Source organism: Massilia sp. MP_M2 (genome assembly GCF_039123635.1).
Taxonomy (GTDB): Bacteria; Pseudomonadota; Gammaproteobacteria; order Burkholderiales; family Burkholderiaceae_D; genus Telluria.
The window spans coordinates 529,976-545,090 of the sequence record NZ_JBCHJF010000002.1; the positions used below are offsets into that span (position 1 = coordinate 529,976).

The 15,115-nt window shown below is 61.5% G+C and carries 16 protein-coding genes; 13 read left to right on the forward strand and 3 right to left on the reverse strand.

Annotated features, from left to right (window positions below; all coding sequences use genetic code 11):
* Window positions 1-115 precede the first annotated feature (115 nt).
* The gene (gene htpG / locus RCH14_RS07205) at window positions 116-2,035 is read left to right on the forward strand and encodes a molecular chaperone HtpG (RefSeq protein WP_343025459.1); all 1,920 of its coding nucleotides are present in this window, start codon (window positions 116-118) and stop codon (window positions 2,033-2,035) included.
* A gap of 36 nt (window positions 2,036-2,071) precedes the next feature.
* On the opposite strand, the gene RCH14_RS07210 is transcribed toward htpG, so the two are convergent.
* The 3 genes from RCH14_RS07210 to RCH14_RS07220 are packed head-to-tail and all read right to left on the reverse strand — an operon-like array spanning window position 2,072 to window position 4,255.
* The gene (locus tag RCH14_RS07210; RefSeq protein WP_343025460.1) at window positions 2,072-2,515 is read right to left on the reverse strand and encodes a GFA family protein; all 444 of its coding nucleotides are present in this window, start codon (window positions 2,513-2,515) and stop codon (window positions 2,072-2,074) included.
* 41 nt (window positions 2,516-2,556) lie between these two features.
* Window positions 2,557-3,117, reverse strand: a complete 561-nt coding sequence (locus tag RCH14_RS07215) for an alpha/beta hydrolase (protein WP_343025461.1) — start codon at window positions 3,115-3,117, stop codon at window positions 2,557-2,559.
* The gene (locus RCH14_RS07220; RefSeq protein ID WP_343025462.1) at window positions 3,107-4,255 is read right to left on the reverse strand and encodes an acyltransferase; all 1,149 of its coding nucleotides are present in this window, start codon (window positions 4,253-4,255) and stop codon (window positions 3,107-3,109) included. The genes RCH14_RS07215 and RCH14_RS07220 overlap by 11 nt, the downstream gene beginning before the upstream one ends.
* 573 nt (window positions 4,256-4,828) lie before the next feature.
* Here RCH14_RS07220 and flhD point away from each other — a divergent pair.
* The 12 genes from flhD (at window position 4,829) to RCH14_RS07280 (ending at window position 15,001) form a co-directional block, all read left to right on the forward strand.
* A complete protein-coding gene (flhD, locus tag RCH14_RS07225; protein WP_332531140.1) occupies window positions 4,829-5,146 on the forward strand; it encodes a flagellar transcriptional regulator FlhD in 318 nt (105 codons plus the stop codon).
* A gap of 52 nt (window positions 5,147-5,198) precedes the next feature.
* On the forward strand, window positions 5,199-5,810 hold the full coding sequence (gene flhC / locus RCH14_RS07230; protein WP_343025463.1) for a flagellar transcriptional regulator FlhC: 612 nt from the start codon (window positions 5,199-5,201) through the stop codon (window positions 5,808-5,810).
* A gap of 115 nt (window positions 5,811-5,925) precedes the next feature.
* Window positions 5,926-6,618, forward strand: a complete 693-nt coding sequence (locus RCH14_RS07235) for a class I SAM-dependent methyltransferase (RefSeq protein ID WP_343025553.1) — start codon at window positions 5,926-5,928, stop codon at window positions 6,616-6,618.
* A 147-nt stretch (window positions 6,619-6,765) separates the two neighbouring features.
* Window positions 6,766-7,620, forward strand: coding sequence for a flagellar motor stator protein MotA (motA, locus tag RCH14_RS07240; RefSeq protein ID WP_343025464.1), 855 nt, complete (start codon window positions 6,766-6,768; stop codon window positions 7,618-7,620).
* Window positions 7,621-7,672: 52 nt separating this feature from the next.
* A complete protein-coding gene (gene motB / locus RCH14_RS07245) occupies window positions 7,673-8,605 on the forward strand; it encodes a flagellar motor protein MotB (RefSeq protein ID WP_343025465.1) in 933 nt (310 codons plus the stop codon).
* A 37-nt stretch (window positions 8,606-8,642) separates the two neighbouring features.
* Window positions 8,643-9,191: a chemotaxis protein gene (locus RCH14_RS07250; protein WP_343025466.1), complete on the forward strand. Its 549-nt coding sequence runs from the start codon at window positions 8,643-8,645 to the stop codon at window positions 9,189-9,191.
* Between the two features lie 76 nt (window positions 9,192-9,267).
* Complete coding sequence (locus RCH14_RS07255) at window positions 9,268-9,633, forward strand: response regulator (protein ID WP_343025467.1); 366 nt, start codon at window positions 9,268-9,270, stop codon at window positions 9,631-9,633.
* Window positions 9,634-9,674: 41 nt separating this feature from the next.
* A complete protein-coding gene (gene cheA / locus RCH14_RS07260) occupies window positions 9,675-11,834 on the forward strand; it encodes a chemotaxis protein CheA (protein ID WP_343025468.1) in 2,160 nt (719 codons plus the stop codon).
* 31 nt (window positions 11,835-11,865) lie between these two features.
* Window positions 11,866-12,369, forward strand: coding sequence for a chemotaxis protein CheW (locus RCH14_RS07265; RefSeq protein WP_343025469.1), 504 nt, complete (start codon window positions 11,866-11,868; stop codon window positions 12,367-12,369).
* A gap of 83 nt (window positions 12,370-12,452) precedes the next feature.
* The gene (locus RCH14_RS07270; RefSeq protein ID WP_343025470.1) at window positions 12,453-13,307 is read left to right on the forward strand and encodes a CheR family methyltransferase; all 855 of its coding nucleotides are present in this window, start codon (window positions 12,453-12,455) and stop codon (window positions 13,305-13,307) included.
* Window positions 13,308-13,322: 15 nt separating this feature from the next.
* On the forward strand, window positions 13,323-13,919 hold the full coding sequence (cheD, locus tag RCH14_RS07275; protein WP_183558077.1) for a chemoreceptor glutamine deamidase CheD: 597 nt from the start codon (window positions 13,323-13,325) through the stop codon (window positions 13,917-13,919).
* Window positions 13,920-13,936: 17 nt separating this feature from the next.
* A complete protein-coding gene (locus RCH14_RS07280) occupies window positions 13,937-15,001 on the forward strand; it encodes a chemotaxis response regulator protein-glutamate methylesterase (RefSeq protein ID WP_343025471.1) in 1,065 nt (354 codons plus the stop codon).
* Window positions 15,002-15,115: the final 114 nt, after the last annotated feature.

The following is a 15,115-nucleotide window of genomic DNA, read 5'->3' on the forward strand; positions in this document are numbered from 1 at the left end:
GGATATTCGGCGCCGCCGGTTATTGCTTATCAAAAATATCTCTTGAAATCCCCCGGCAGGGCCACATATGCGTCCGAGTCTGACCAACCCCTATTTGTCTTTAACGAGGAACAAGATGGCACATGCCGAAAAAGAAACCCTTGGATTTCAGGCTGAAGTAAAACAGCTGCTGCAACTGATGATTCACTCCTTGTACTCCAACAAGGAAATCTTCCTGCGCGAATTGATCTCGAATGCGTCGGATGCCTCCGACAAGCTGCGCTTCGAGGCAATCAACAACGACGCCCTGTACGGCAACGACCACGAACTGAAAATCAAGGTCGCGTTCGACGCCGCCGCCAAGACGATCACGATTTCGGACAACGGTATCGGCATGAACCGTGACGAAGTGATCTCGCACCTGGGCACCATCGCCAAGTCGGGCACCAAGGAATTCTTCAGCAAGCTCTCCGGCGACCAGCAGCAGGACGCAGCGCTGATCGGCCAGTTCGGCGTGGGCTTCTATTCGGGCTTCATCGTTGCTTCGAGCATCGTCGTCGAGACCCGCCGCGCGGGCGCCGACGCATCCGAAGGCGTGCGCTGGACGTCCGCCGGTGAAGGCGACTACACGATCGAGCAGATCGAAAAGACCGGTCGCGGCACCGACGTGATCCTGCACCTGCGCGATGGCGAAGAAGAACTGCTGTCGGCCTGGAAGCTCAAGTCGATCATCCGTAAATACTCGGACCACATCTCGCTGCCGATCGTGATGCAGAAAGAAGAGTGGGACGAAGAAAAGAAGGAAACCGTCCTGAAGGACGACGTCGAGACCGTGAACCAGGCCAGCGCGCTGTGGGCACGCTCGAAGAGCGAGATCACCGAAGAACAGTACAACGAGTTCTACAAGCACGTCTCGCATGACTTCCAGGAGCCGCTGACCTACACCCACAACCGGGTCGAGGGTCGCAGCGAATACACGCAGCTGCTGTACGTGCCGGCGCATGCGCCGTTCGATCTGTGGGACCGCAACAAGCGCGGCGGTATCAAGCTGTATGTCAAGCGCGTCTTCATCATGGACGACGCTGAGCAGCTGATGCCGACCTACCTGCGCTTCATCAAGGGCGTAATCGACTCGAGCGACCTGCCGCTGAATGTTTCGCGCGAAATCCTGCAAGAGTCGCGCGACGTGCGCGTGATCCGCGAAGGCTCGACCAAGCGCGTGCTGGGCATGCTCGAAGAAATGGCAAATGCCGACGAGCAGGCCGGCAAGGACAAGTACGCGACCTTCTGGAAAGAATTCGGCCAGGTGCTCAAGGAAGGCGTGGGCGAAGATGCGACCAACAAGGACCGCATCGCCAAGCTGTTGCGCTTTGCGTCGACCGCCAATGATTCGGATGTCCAGACCGTCTCGTTCGCCGACTATATCGGCCGCATGAAGGAAGGCCAGGACAAGATCTATTACGTCACGGCCGACAACTACAACGCCGGCAAGAACAGCCCACATCTGGAAATCTTCCGCAAGAAGGGCGTCGAAGTCATCCTGATGACCGACCGCGTCGACGAGTGGATGCTGTCGTTCTTCACCGAGTTCGAAGGCAAGGAACTGGTATCGGTCGCCAAGGGCGGCCTGGATCTGGGCGCGCTGGAAGACGAAGCCGAGAAGAAGGAACATGCCGAAACCGAAGCCGGCTACAAGGAACTGGTCGAGAGCATGAAGGGTGCGCTGGGCGAGAAGGCCAAGGAAGTACGCGTGACGTTCCGCCTGACCGATTCGCCGGCCTGCCTGGTGGCGGACGACAATGAGCTGTCGGGTAACCTGCTGCGCATGCTCAAAGCTGCGGGTCAGGACGCGCCGGAATCGAAGCCGATTCTCGAGATCAACCCGAACCATCCGCTGGTGCAGCGCCTGAAGTACGAAGACACCACTGGCCCGCGCTTTGCCGACTGGTCGCACATCCTGTTTGACCAGGCAATGCTGGCCGAAGGCGGCAGCCTGAGCGATCCGGCGTCCTTTGTGAAGCGCCTGAACGAGATGCTGCTGGCTGGCGCGAAGTAAACGCCTGACCCGTTAGCGTGAAAGCCGCCGTTCCCGTCACCGGGAGCGGCGGCTTTTTTTATGAGAGATGATTACGCGCTGCTGGCCCACTTGCAGGTGACGCACCTCGGCGGGCGCCGTATCCCAGTTGTCGTTACGCCCGTCGATGTAGCGCACCGGAGCCGCCATGAGCGCATCGACCGGCAGATCATCCAGGCTTGCCACCGTCACCGCAACGAACGGTCCCGCAGCGACAGTCGTGAAGATATGCACGCCGCACACGCTGCAGAACGCGTGGCCGTCACGGCGCGCACCGAAACGGTAGTCGCGCAGCGTCTCCTGGCCCTGCAGCAGGCGGAATGCCGCTGGCGCGATGACACAGGCCCAGAACCGCAGCTTGGTGCAGATCGAGCAGTTGCACTTGACTGTGCCGGCGGCGAGGTCGATGTCGGCCTCGTAGCGCACCGCGCCGCAGTGGCAACTGCCGTGGAAGGTGCGCATTCAATCGTCACGCAGGTCGCATGGGCCGAAGGAGTCGATCTTCACACCGACTCTTTTTGCGCCGTCAATTCGGCGCAAAACGCGTCCAGCAAACGCACACCTTCGGGCCAGTCGCCATACCCCGCGTCGGTGGTGACGTGGCCGGCGTCGCCGATGTCGACCAGCTTGCTGCCCCAGGCGTCGGCAAACGACTGGGTGCGCTCCAGGCTGGCATACGGATCGTTCGTGCTTGCCACGATCATGCTGGGAAACGGTAACGGCTTGCGGGGAACCGGTGCCCAGTTGCCGGCGGGGATCGGGAACGATGGCCGTTCGACGTCGCTGGGCGCCACCAGAAAGGCACCCGCCACTTTCAGGGGGGAGCCGGACAGCGCCCAATGCGCCACCAGCATGCAGGCCAGGCTGTGCGCGACCAGTACCGGGGCGCCGCTGCAGCCGGCGATGGCTTCTTCCATCTCGGCCACCCACTCGTCACGGTCGGGGTTGGTCCAGTCGCGATGGGCCGCGCGACGCCATTCTGGATGACGCTCATGCCACAGCGATTGCCAGTGGTGGGGCCCGGAGTTGAACAGGCCGGGCAGGATCAATACGTCACATGTCATCTTGTTTCTCCTTGATGGGGGAAGTCGGCGCCTGTGCCAGCGCAGTGCGCCGCAGCGGGTGCAGCGCGCGCTCGAAGAGGCGTTTGAACGCATCCTTGCGCTGCTCGGTCAGCATGCCAAGCAGTGCGGTAGCAACAGCGACGGCAGCCGACAGGGCCAGCACGTCGGTCATGCTGGCGGGATCGTGTGGATACAGCTCGGGCCAGCCGATCAGCACCAGCGCATGCGACAGGTACAGCGTCAGCGTATAGGCGGCGAACAGCCGGATGGGCCGCGCCAGGCGCAGCAGGCCGGTGAAGCCGGCGAAGCGGGCGCAGGCGAAGTTGAGCACGACGATCATGCCGAAGGCGTAGTCGGCCAGGAAGCGGTCGGCATTGCCGAGTGCGGCCTGCTGGCCGAGCCAGCTGGCGCGGCCGGCCTCGCGCAGCAGTTCCTCGACGCCGTATGCCTCGTAGGCCACCAGCAAGGCCATGCTCAGCACCCAGCCGGCGCGCGCTACGGTGCGGTTCAGGCGATGGCGGGCCTGCCAGTGGTACAGCGCGACGCCGGCCAGCCAGACCGGCAGCAGCAGCCACAGCTTGTAGCCCATGACGGCCAGCAGCAGGCCGATCGCCGGCAGTCGCCATGGCCGCCGTACGTAACAGGCAACGCCAAACAGCACATAGAACCAGACCTCGTAATTGAGCGACCACCAGGGACCGAGCCAGGGCGGATGCTCCGAAAGGTGCCACAGGTCACCCATGAACAGCAGATGAAACGGAATATAGAACCAGGGTTTGGCCACCTGATAGCTTGCGTCCATGCCGGGAACGTGCGGGCCCTGGCTCAGCCAGGCGCACAGAAAGCCCAGCAGCAGAACGGGCAGGGCGACGGAATAAATCCGGGCGGCACGCGCGACCGTGAAGTCGATGGCATCGGGGCGGCGCATCTGCGTGGTGTAGGCAATGACGAAGCCGGACAGGACAAAGAACGCCATCACCGATTCACGGCCCAGCAGCGTCCAGTGCTGGGAACCGGGAATATCGACCAGCTTGAACATGCGCATATGCATCAACACCACGGCCAGCGCTGCCAGGAAGCGGACCAGGTCGAGGTACACCGAAAACGGCTGGTTGAGGGGCGTGGGGGGCGTGCGCATTGTGTTAATAGTAAAGCAAAACCTAAGTTGCACGATTTTTGGCCAGGGCGGAGCATCTCCAAAAAAGTTCAAGAATTTTTGCAGGGGACCCTAAAGTTCGCGCAGGACCAGCCGATAACGATTCTAGATAGGCGGCAAACCGCCGAAAATAACTGAAAAATATTTTCGGATCACCCTAAAGTCGGCTGCAAAGCCGCCGTAAATGGAATGTAGTGCGTGAACAAGCAGGTTGTAGGGTTAGAAAAATTGTGAAAATTTTTTCAGACTGACCCTAAAGTTGCTCCGCCAGCTGCCGTTAAAGAGATAAGCGGCTATTGCCAAGTGGCAAAATTGCGACAAACGCGTTTTGTTGCTGTACATCATCAAGGCGCTTTCCTGCGCCAAACAGCCCCGGTTTTTGCTGGGGTTTCATAGGGAGCCAGACGGGTTTGTCAGACAAACTCCTATGGCTCCGCCTCGTCGTTTGCTGACTGAAAATACAGACTTTCTCCAATTTGAGAATAGTTTCCTCAGGGTCAGAATCTATCTCATCGGCAACACAACGGCAGCCGACACAACGACTGGAGAGAGAAAATGACGATGAACGACATGATGGCTGAAATTCGCGACGCTAACCTGAGCTACCTGATGCTTGCTCAGCAGATGATTCGTGCAGACAAGGTCACGGCCATTTTCCGCCTTGGCGTGTCGGCCGACATCGCCGACCTGATCGAAGGCATGAGCAATGCCCAGATCCTGAAGCTGGCTGGCGGCAACATGATGCTGGCCCGCTTCCGCTTCGATGACAGCGCAATCCTGTCGATGCTGACGAGCCACACGAAGGAACGCAGCCTGGCCCAGTCGCACGCCGCCATCCTGATGGCCGGCCAGCCAGTCGAAGAGATCGTATAATCGCTGCCAGTGGTCTTGCTGTAAGGCCGACAGAGCCGGGAGCCGTATCGCCATGAGTAAAAAGAGCGTTGTCACAGAGGCGCAGGAAATCCAGCTCGCCATTGAACTGATCAACCTGGGCGCACGCCTGCAATTGCTCGAGACCGAAGTCTCGCTGTCTCGCGAACGCCTGCTCAAGTTGTACAAGGAGCTCAAGGGTGTCTCTCCACCCAAGGGCATGCTGCCGTTCTCGACCGACTGGTTCCTGACCTGGCAACCGAACATCCATTCGTCGTTGTTCATTAATATCCACCAGTTCCTGGTGGAGCATGCCGGCGCCACCGGCATCCAGGCCGTCATGAAGGCCTACAAACTCTATCTCGAACAAATGCCGCCGGCGCCGAACGAAGAGCCGTTGCTCTCGCTCACGCGCGCCTGGACGCTGGTACGCTTCTTCAATGGCGGCATGCTGCAACTGGCACCATGCAGCAAGTGCCAGGGCAAGTTCATCGTCAACGCCCTCGACCTCAACAGCGATTACCTGTGTGGCCTGTGCCACATGCCTTCGCGCGCCGGCAAGACCCGCAAGGCCAAGGAAGCGCTCGACCAGGCGCGCGCCGACGAACAGGCCGAGCAGGCCGGACAGCAGGCCGAAGGCAAGGCAGCCGGCCTCGACCCTGCCTGATCCATTGCGCCGGCAGCCGCTCTTGCCAGCATCACCTTCTTCCCCGCCGACCCGGCGCCTGCTGGGCGCTCCCGCGATCCGGGCGCTGCTGCTCCAGCTCGCCGCATTTCCCCTCATGCTTGCCGTCATTTACCTGCTTGCCACGGGTGGCCTGGTCGTCTCGTACTGGCACGTGGCCCTGGTCCAGGGCCTGCTCGCGGCCGGCCTGACCTGGTGGCGTGGCCTGGCCATCTGGTGGCGCGCGATCCAGTTCGGTTTCCCGCTGGCCCTGCTGGCCACCAGCACGCTGGCAATTCCACCGCTGGCGTTCCTGGCCATCTTCTTGTTCCTGTTGCTGCTGTACTGGTCGACTTACCGCACGCAGGTGCCGTACTACCCGTCCGGGCGCAAGGTGTGGGAGGCGGTCGATGCTGCGCTGCCGCAGGGCAGGGCGCTGCGCGTGATCGACATCGGCAGCGGTATCGGCGGGCTGGTGCTGGCGCTGCAGCGCCGCCGGCCGGATGCGCGTGTCGAAGGCATCGAGCTCGCGCCGCTGCCGTGGCTGGCCAGCTTCGTGCGTGCCAGGCTGGCGCGCAGCCCGACCGCCTTCATCCGGGGCGACTACGAACAACTCGACCTGGGCGATTACGACGCCGTGTTCGCCTACCTGTCCCCGGCCGCCATGACCGCCCTGTGGCGCAAGGCCGCGCGCGAGATGCGTCCCGGTTCGATGCTTTTCAGCTACGAATTTATTGTTGTCGGACAAACACCGACACGTGTTGTACATCCGTACACAGATGGGCCAGCATTGTATATATGGGACTTTTAAGAGACAAACGGTGAGTTTTCGGGGTGGTTTTGCTTGCCGGACAGCACTTCTCCAGCTAAAGTAATTCCCTGAATAAACATTTTCTGAAATTACCGGTTTCGAGTCGTCATGTCGCGACACGCTGCGGGTTTTCTGGAGCTAAATCCTTTGTTAGTCATTGTTGGTTACATCATCGTCTGTGCCTGCGTGTTTGGCGGCTTTGCCCTGGCGGGTGGTCACCTTGCGTCGCTGTGGCAGCCCATCGAGCTCTTGATGATCGGCGGCGCCGCATTCGGTGCTTTGTTCGTCGGCAACAGCACCAAGGCAATCAAGGCAACGCTCAAGGCGTTTCCGAGCATTTTCAAGGGCTCGAAGTACTCAAAAGACATGTACATGCAACTCATGGCCCTGCAATTCGACGTGTTGTCCAAGGTGCGCAAGGAAGGCTTGATGTCGATCGAGGGCGATATCGAAGCGCCGGACGCCTCGCCGCTGTTCACCAATTATCCGGCCGTCGTGGCCGACCACCACATCATCGAATTCATGACCGATTATCTGCGCCTGATGGTGTCCGGGAACATGGACGCGATGCAGATCGAAAACCTGATGGACAACGAGATCGAGACGCACCACCACGAAGGCGCCGTTCCGGCCCACGTGATCGCCAAGATCGGCGACGGCCTGCCGGCGTTCGGCATCGTGGCGGCGGTGATGGGCGTGGTCCACACGATGGAATCGGTCGGCTTGCCGCCGGCCGAGCTGGGCATCCTGATCGCCAAGGCGCTGGTCGGCACGTTCCTGGGCATCTTGCTGGCCTACGCGTTCGTCAGCCCGCTGGCCACCGTGCTGGAGCAAAAGCTCGAAGAATCGACCAAGATGTTCCAGTGCGTGAAGGTGACGCTGCTGGCGAGCCTGAACGGCTATGCGCCGGCGCTGGCGGTGGAATTTGGCCGCAAGGTGCTGTACTCGACCGAGCGCCCGACCTTCGCCGAGCTCGAAGAACACATCAAGAAGAAGAAGTAAGCCGCGATGACCGCATTCGACTTTTCGCCGACGTACACCATGGAGGATGAGCGTGGCTGACGACAACGCACGCCCCATTGTCATCAAGCGCATCAAGAAGGTGGCCGGCGGCCACCACGGCGGCGCCTGGAAAATCGCGTACGCCGACTTCGTGACCGCGATGATGGCGTTCTTCCTGCTCATGTGGCTGCTGGGCTCGACAGCCAAGGGCGACCTGGTGGGCATCTCGGAATACTTCAAGACGCCGCTGAAGGTGGCGATGCAGGGTGGTTCGGGGTCGGGCGATTCGTCGTCGGTGATCATGGGCGGCGGCGAAGACCTGACGCGCACCGCCGGCCAGGTCAAGCGCGGCGACTCGACGCCGGTCAACAAGAGCTACGACCTGCAGGCGGCCAAGGCTGCGCTGGCGCGCGAAGAAGGCGAGCGCCTGAAAAACCTGAAGGCGCGCATCGAGTCGGCCATCGAAGTCAATCCGATGCTCAAGAAGTACCAGAACCAGCTGTTGCTCGACATCACCAGCGAAGGCTTGCGCATCCAGATCGTCGACGAAAAGAACCGCCCGATGTTCGCGCTGGCCAAGGCCGAGCTGCAGCCGTACACCAAAGAAATACTGCACATCATCGGCATGGTGCTCAACGAGGTACCGAACAAGCTGGGGATTTCAGGCCACACCGATTCGACGCCGTATCACAGCGACGCCGGCTACAGCAACTGGGAATTGTCGGCCGACCGCGCCAACGCGTCGCGGCGCGAAATGGTGCTCGGCGGCCTGCAGGACGAGAAGGTGCTGCGCGTGGTGGGACTGGCCTCGGCCGCCCACCTCGACGCCACCGACCCGTTCAGCCCGATCAACCGGCGCATCAGCATCATCGTCATGAACAAGCGCACCGAAGACGCGGTGCGGCGCGATGCGTCCACGCTGGACGTGCCGGCCGAGGACGCCGAGGCGGCAGCGACGGCGACGTTGAATGCGGTGAAACCGTGATGACCGACGCCGTACGGGCAGCTTTGGAGAGAACACGATGACAAGAAAAAAGATACTCGGATCGCACGTCAAGCGCCTGTTGTCAGGTGTGTCGGTGCATGGCCGGCGCCACCTGACCGAGGTGGAAGCCGATCTGCTCCAGACCGAATTGCTGCTCGAAGAAGCCATCGACAAGCTCACCGGCAGCTTCGTCGCGGTGCACGCTGTCGTCGGCGCGCGCCAGGAAGCGATCAACCGCATGCTTGCCGGGGGTGAACTGTCGCACGAGGATCGCGCTCTGCTGGGCTCGATGTCGGACGACGTGAGCGAGCACGTCAACACGGCGATCACGAGCATGCAGTTTCAGGACCTGACGGCGCAATTGATCGAACGCACGCTGCGCCGCGTGTCGGGCTTGCGTGACTTTCTGGGCACGCTGAACGATCATGGCGCGGAGATCGCGCCGGACACTGGCAGCGATGAAATCGTCGACCGGCTGGGTCAGGTCAGCGTCGCACTGGCAATCCAGTCGCTCCAGTTGCGCAGCACGCTACGCAGGTCGGTCGAACAGAAACACCTGGAAAGCGGCGACGTCGAGCTGTTCTGACCACGCCGCCGCGCCATATTCACCCAACAACCAATTCAACCCGGGTCCGCCCGGAGTAAAACAGCAGGAGCACAAGATGGCAAAAACGATTCTCGCAGTCGACGATTCCAGTTCGCTACGCCAGATGGTGGCTTTCAGTCTGAAGGCCGCCGGCTACCATGTGGTGGAAGCCGTGGACGGCCAGGATGGCCTCGACAAGGCGAAGCTGCAGGCGGTCGACCTGGTGCTGACTGACCAGAACATGCCGAAGATGGACGGCCTGGCGCTGATCAAGTCGCTACGCATGTTGCCAGGCTACGCCAAGACGCCGATCCTGATGCTCACCACCGAGTCGTCGGACGAGATGAAGTCGAAGGGCCGCGCTGCTGGCGCCAATGGCTGGCTGGTCAAGCCGTTCGATCCGCAGCGCCTGATCGAGGTGGTCAAAAAAGTGATCGGTTAAGCCATGAATCTTGGCTTAGGTAACCATCAGCGGACATTCCCATGAGTATCGACATCAGCCAGTTTTACCAGGTCTTTTTCGACGAAGCAGAAGAACTGCTCGCCGAAATGGAGCGCCTGTTGCTGGGCGTCGATCTGGCAGCGCCCGACGCCGAGGATCTGAACGCGATCTTTCGCACCGCGCACTCGGTCAAGGGCGGCGCATCGACGTTCGGCCTGACCGATATGTGCGACGTGACCCATGTGCTCGAGTCGCTGCTCGACCGTATCCGCAAAGGCGAGATGGCGCTGACGTCGAACCACGTGGACGCGTTCCTGGCGGCCAAGGACGCGCTCAAGATGCAGCTCGACGGCCATCGCCATGGCAAGCACGTCGACCACGAAGTCGTTGCCAACGTACGCATGGCGCTGCATGACCTGGCCGAAGGCGTGGTGCCGGTCGCACCGCTGGTCGCACCATCGTACCTGTCGGCGCCGGCGCGCGTGGAGTTGCCAACCGAAGGCGCGCACCGCTACAAGATCGAGCTGCCGCAAGTGGGGCAGCGCGAGATCGATGCGCTGGTTGACGAGCTGGGCCTGATGGGCCGGATCTCGGTCGCGCCGCTCGACGGCGGGCGCACTGCCGTCATCATCACGACGCTGGAAAGCCTGGACGACATCATCGCGATCTGCTCGTTCGTGCTTGATCCCGATGACCTGAAAATCTTCGAGGCGCCAGCATTGACGCCCGAGCAGCGGCTGATCGAAGCCGCCGAGCGCAAGCGTGTCGAAGAGGACCAGGGCTACGGCTTCTTCGGCCGGGACGACGACGACGCGCCTGCCGCGGGCGAGCCATCCGAAGACGAACTGGGCTATGGCTTTTTCCAGCCGATCGAGCAGATCCGCGCGGCTGCCGGCATTGTCGACAGCACGCCGGAACCCGTAACGGCGCTTGCCGTACAGGCCCAGAACGTGGTGGAGCATCTGGCCGAACTGGCACTCGAAAAGAAAGCCGCACGCAAGGATGATAAAAATGAGTCGTCGTCCATCCGCGTGTCGGTCGAGAAGGTCGACCAGCTGATCAATCTGATCGGCGAACTCGTCATCACCAATGCGATGCTCGAGCAGCGCAGCGCCGTGCTCGATCCGATCCTGCACGAGCGCCTGCTGTCGTCGGTAAGCCAGCTCGACCGCAACACGCGCGAGCTGCAGGAAGCGGTGATGTCGATCCGCATGATGCCGATGGACTTTGTGTTCTCGCGCTTCCCGCGCATGGTGCGCGACCTGGCCGGCAAGCTCGGCAAGAAGGTCGACTTCATCACCAATGGCGCCGCCACCGAACTCGACAAGGGCCTGATCGAGCGCATCGTCGATCCGCTGACGCACCTGGTGCGCAACTCGATCGACCATGGCGTCGAGATGCCGGCAGCGCGCATTGCCGCCGGCAAGAGCGAAGCGGGGCGCCTGTTCCTGTCGGCTGGGCACCAGGGCGGCCATATCGTCATCGAAGTGGCCGACGACGGCGCCGGCCTGAACCGGGAAAAAATCCTGGCCAAGGCGGCGCAGAACGGGCTGGCCGTGGCCGATACGATGACGGATGCCGAAGTCTGGCAGCTGATCTTCGCGCCGGGCTTCTCGACTGCCGATACCGTCACCGACGTGTCGGGCCGCGGCGTGGGCATGGATGTGGTCAAGCGCAATATCACCGCGATGGGCGGCACGGTCGACATCCGCTCGGCGGCCGGCTTCGGCACGACGATCTCGATTTCGCTGCCGCTGACGCTGGCGATCCTGGACGGCATGTCGATCCGCAGCGGCGAAGAAATCTACATCCTGCCGCTGTCGTTCGTGGTCGAATCGCTGCAACCGACGCCGCAGGACGTGCGCGAGATCGCCGGGCGCGGACGCGTGCTGAAAGTGCGCGGCGAATACCTGCCGATGATCCCGCTGTACCAGATGTTCGATATCGAACCCGTGCACCGTGACCCCTCCGACGGCATCGTCATCATCCTCGAGACCGAGGGCAAGAAGGCGGCGCTGTTCGTGGACGAACTGGTCGGGCAACAACAGGTCGTGGTCAAGAACCTGGAAGCGAATTACCGCAAAGTGGCCGGAATTTCCGGCGCAACCATCATGGGTGACGGTGGTGTTGCCCTGATCCTCGACGTGGCAGCGCTGGTGCGCTCGTCGCGCCAGCTGGCCGACGATCCCGTCGTTCAATAAATTCTATTTTCACTGTAAACAAAGGAATCCCATGTCCAACCTGGCAAATACCCTCTCGACCGACGGCTCCGCGCACGACGGCGCCGGTAGCGAATTTCTTGCCTTCACCCTGGGCTCGGAAGAATACGGCATTGACATCCTGAAGGTGCAGGAAATCCGCGGCTACGAAGCAGTGACCCGCATCGCCAATGCCCCCGAGTTCATCAAGGGCGTGATCAATCTGCGCGGCATCATCATTCCCGTGGTCGACATGCGCATCAAGTTCAAGCTGGGCACGCCGGTGTACGACCAGTTCACCGTCGTGATCATCCTGAACATCGGTGGCCGCATCATGGGCATGGTGGTCGACAGCGTGTCGGACGTCACCACGCTCACGCCGGACCAGATCAAGCCAGCGCCGGAATTGGGCAGCGCCTTCAACTCGGACTACATGATCGGCCTGGGCACCGTCGACGAGCGCATGCTGATCCTGGTCGACATCGACAAGCTGATGTCGTCGAGCGAAATGGGCCTGATCGACAAGCTGGCGGCGTAAGCCACCGTTCTGCGTCGGCACGAAGCACAACAATCCGGTCGGCTCCCCGAGCCCGCCCATCGTATCCAAGAAAGTGACGCACAGTGCCGCAGCAGAAAACAGAAACCAATAAAGAATTCGATTTCACCCGCCGTGATTTCGAACGGGTGCGCGCGCTGATTCACCAGCGCGCCGGCATTTCCCTGGCTGACAGCAAGCAGGAGATGGTCTACAGCCGCCTGGCCCGGCGCCTGCGCGCGACCGGCATCCAGTCGTTCACGCGCTACCTGGACGACCTCGAAGCAGGGCGCATGGAGCGCGAATGGGAGTCGTTTACCAACGCGCTGACCACCAACCTGACGTCGTTCTTCCGCGAGGCGCATCACTTCCCGCTGCTGTTCGAGCATCTGGTGGCGCTGCACAAGAAGGATCCGAGGCCGCTGCGCATCTGGTGCTCGGCCGCGTCCACCGGCGAAGAGCCGTATTCGATCGCCATGACGGCCTGCGAGGCGTTCAACACGCTCACGCCGAAAGTCGAGATCATCGCCACCGACATCGACACCAATGTGCTGGCCACGGCGTCCAATGGCGTGTACCCGATGGAGCGCATCGAGAAGGTCTCGCCGGAGCGCCTGCGCCGCTTCTTCCTGCGTGGCAAGGGTGCGCACGAAGGCATGGTGCGCATCCGTCCCGAATTGCGCTCGCTCGTCACGTTCAAGCCGCTCAACCTGCTGGCCGATGGCTGGCCGCTGGACGGGCAGTTCGACGCGATTTTTTGCCGCAACGTGATGATCTATTTTGACAAGCCGACCCAGCGCACCATCCTGAGCCGCTTCGTGCCGCTGATGAAGGGCCACGGGCTGCTGTTTGCCGGCCACTCCGAAAACTTCCTGTACGTGTCTGATTCCCTGCGCCTGCGCGGAAAGACCGTGTACGAACTCGACGCGCGCACGGCGTAAGAACGAAGGGCGACCATGAACAGCCAATTCGCAACCAATCTCTACCATGACCGCACGTTCGCGATCGATGCCGCCAAGATCCTGCCGGGCGAGTACTTCTATACCAAGGAGAACATGCTGATCTCGACCGTGCTCGGTTCGTGCGTGTCGGCCTGCATCCGCGACCGCGTCACGGGCCTGGGCGGCATGAACCATTTCATGCTGCCCGACGGCGCAGCCGAGCCCAACAATCCGGTATCGGCCTCGATGCGCTACGGCACCTTCGCCATGGAGATCCTGATCAATGATCTGCTCAAGGCCGGGGCGCGCCGCGAACACCTCGAGGCGAAGGTCTTTGGCGGCGGGGCCGTGCTGCGCGGCTTTACCGCGATGAACGTCGGCGAGCGCAATGCCGCGTTCGTGATGCAGTTCCTGAAGACCGAACGCATTCCGGTGCTGGCCGAAGACCTCAACGACATCTACCCGCGCAAGGTGTTTTTCTTCCCGCGCACGGGCAAGGTCCTGGTCAAGAAGCTGATGCAGACCCACAACGACACGCTGGCCAAACGCGAACTCGATTACGCCAAGCGACTCAAGGTCGAACCGGTCGGCGGCGCGATCGACCTGTTCTGAGCAACTACGGAGACAATATGAAAATCAAGGTCCTGATCGTCGACGACTCGGCATTGATCCGCAGCGTGATGAGCGAGATCGTCAATTCGCAACCCGATATGGAAGTGGTGGCCACGGCGCCAGACCCCCTCGTCGCGCGCGAATTGATCAAGAAACACAATCCGGACGTGTTGACGCTCGACGTCGAGATGCCGAAGATGGATGGCCTCGACTTTCTCGAGAAACTGATGCGCCTGCGCCCGATGCCGGTGCTGATGGTGTCGTCGCTGACCGAGCGCGGCTCGGAAATTACAATGCGCGCACTGGAGCTTGGCGCGGTCGACTTCGTCACCAAGCCCAAGATATCGATCCAGAGCGGCATGCGCGAGTACGCCGACATGATCGCTGACAAGATCCGCGGCGCCGCACGCGCGCGCATTGCCCCGCGCAGCCGCACGCCCCAGGTGGCCAGTACGCAGCTGTCGGCGCTGAGAAGCCCACTCATTTCCTCCGAAAAACTGATCATCATCGGCGCCTCGACCGGTGGCACCGAAGCGATCCGCGAATTTTTGATGCAGATGCCGTCCGATTGTCCGGGCATCCTGATTGCCCAGCACATGCCGGAAGGCTTTACCACATCGTTTGCCAGGCGCCTCGATTCGCTGTGCAAGATCAGCGTGGTCGAGTCGGCCGGCAACGAGCGGGTGCTGCCCGGTCACGCCTACATCGCGCCCGGTCACTCGCACCTGTTGCTGGTGCGCTCCGGCGCGAACTACATGACGCGCATCGAACAGAGTCCGCCCGTCAATCGTCACCGTCCATCAGTCGATGTGTTGTTTCGTTCCGCTGCGCAGGCGGCCGGTAAGAACGCCGTTGGTGTTATCCTGACCGGGATGGGCAAGGACGGCGCGGCTGGCATGCTCGAGATGCGCGAAGCCGGCGCCCACAACTTCGCGCAGGACGAAGCGAGCTGTGTGGTGTTCGGCATGCCGCGTGAAGCCATTGCCATCGGCGCTGCCCACGAAGTCGGCCCATTGCAGGCGTTACCGCGCCTCGTACTGGACCATCTGGCCGCCCAAGGCAGCCGGGCGTTGCGTGTTTGAACTGAATTCATCATCCTGCCATGCTTTGTGGGCTATTTTATCGCCGCAGAGCAACAAAAATGCTATTCTTGCGTCTGTAAAAGTAGCATACCCAACAAACCAAATTAGTAGATT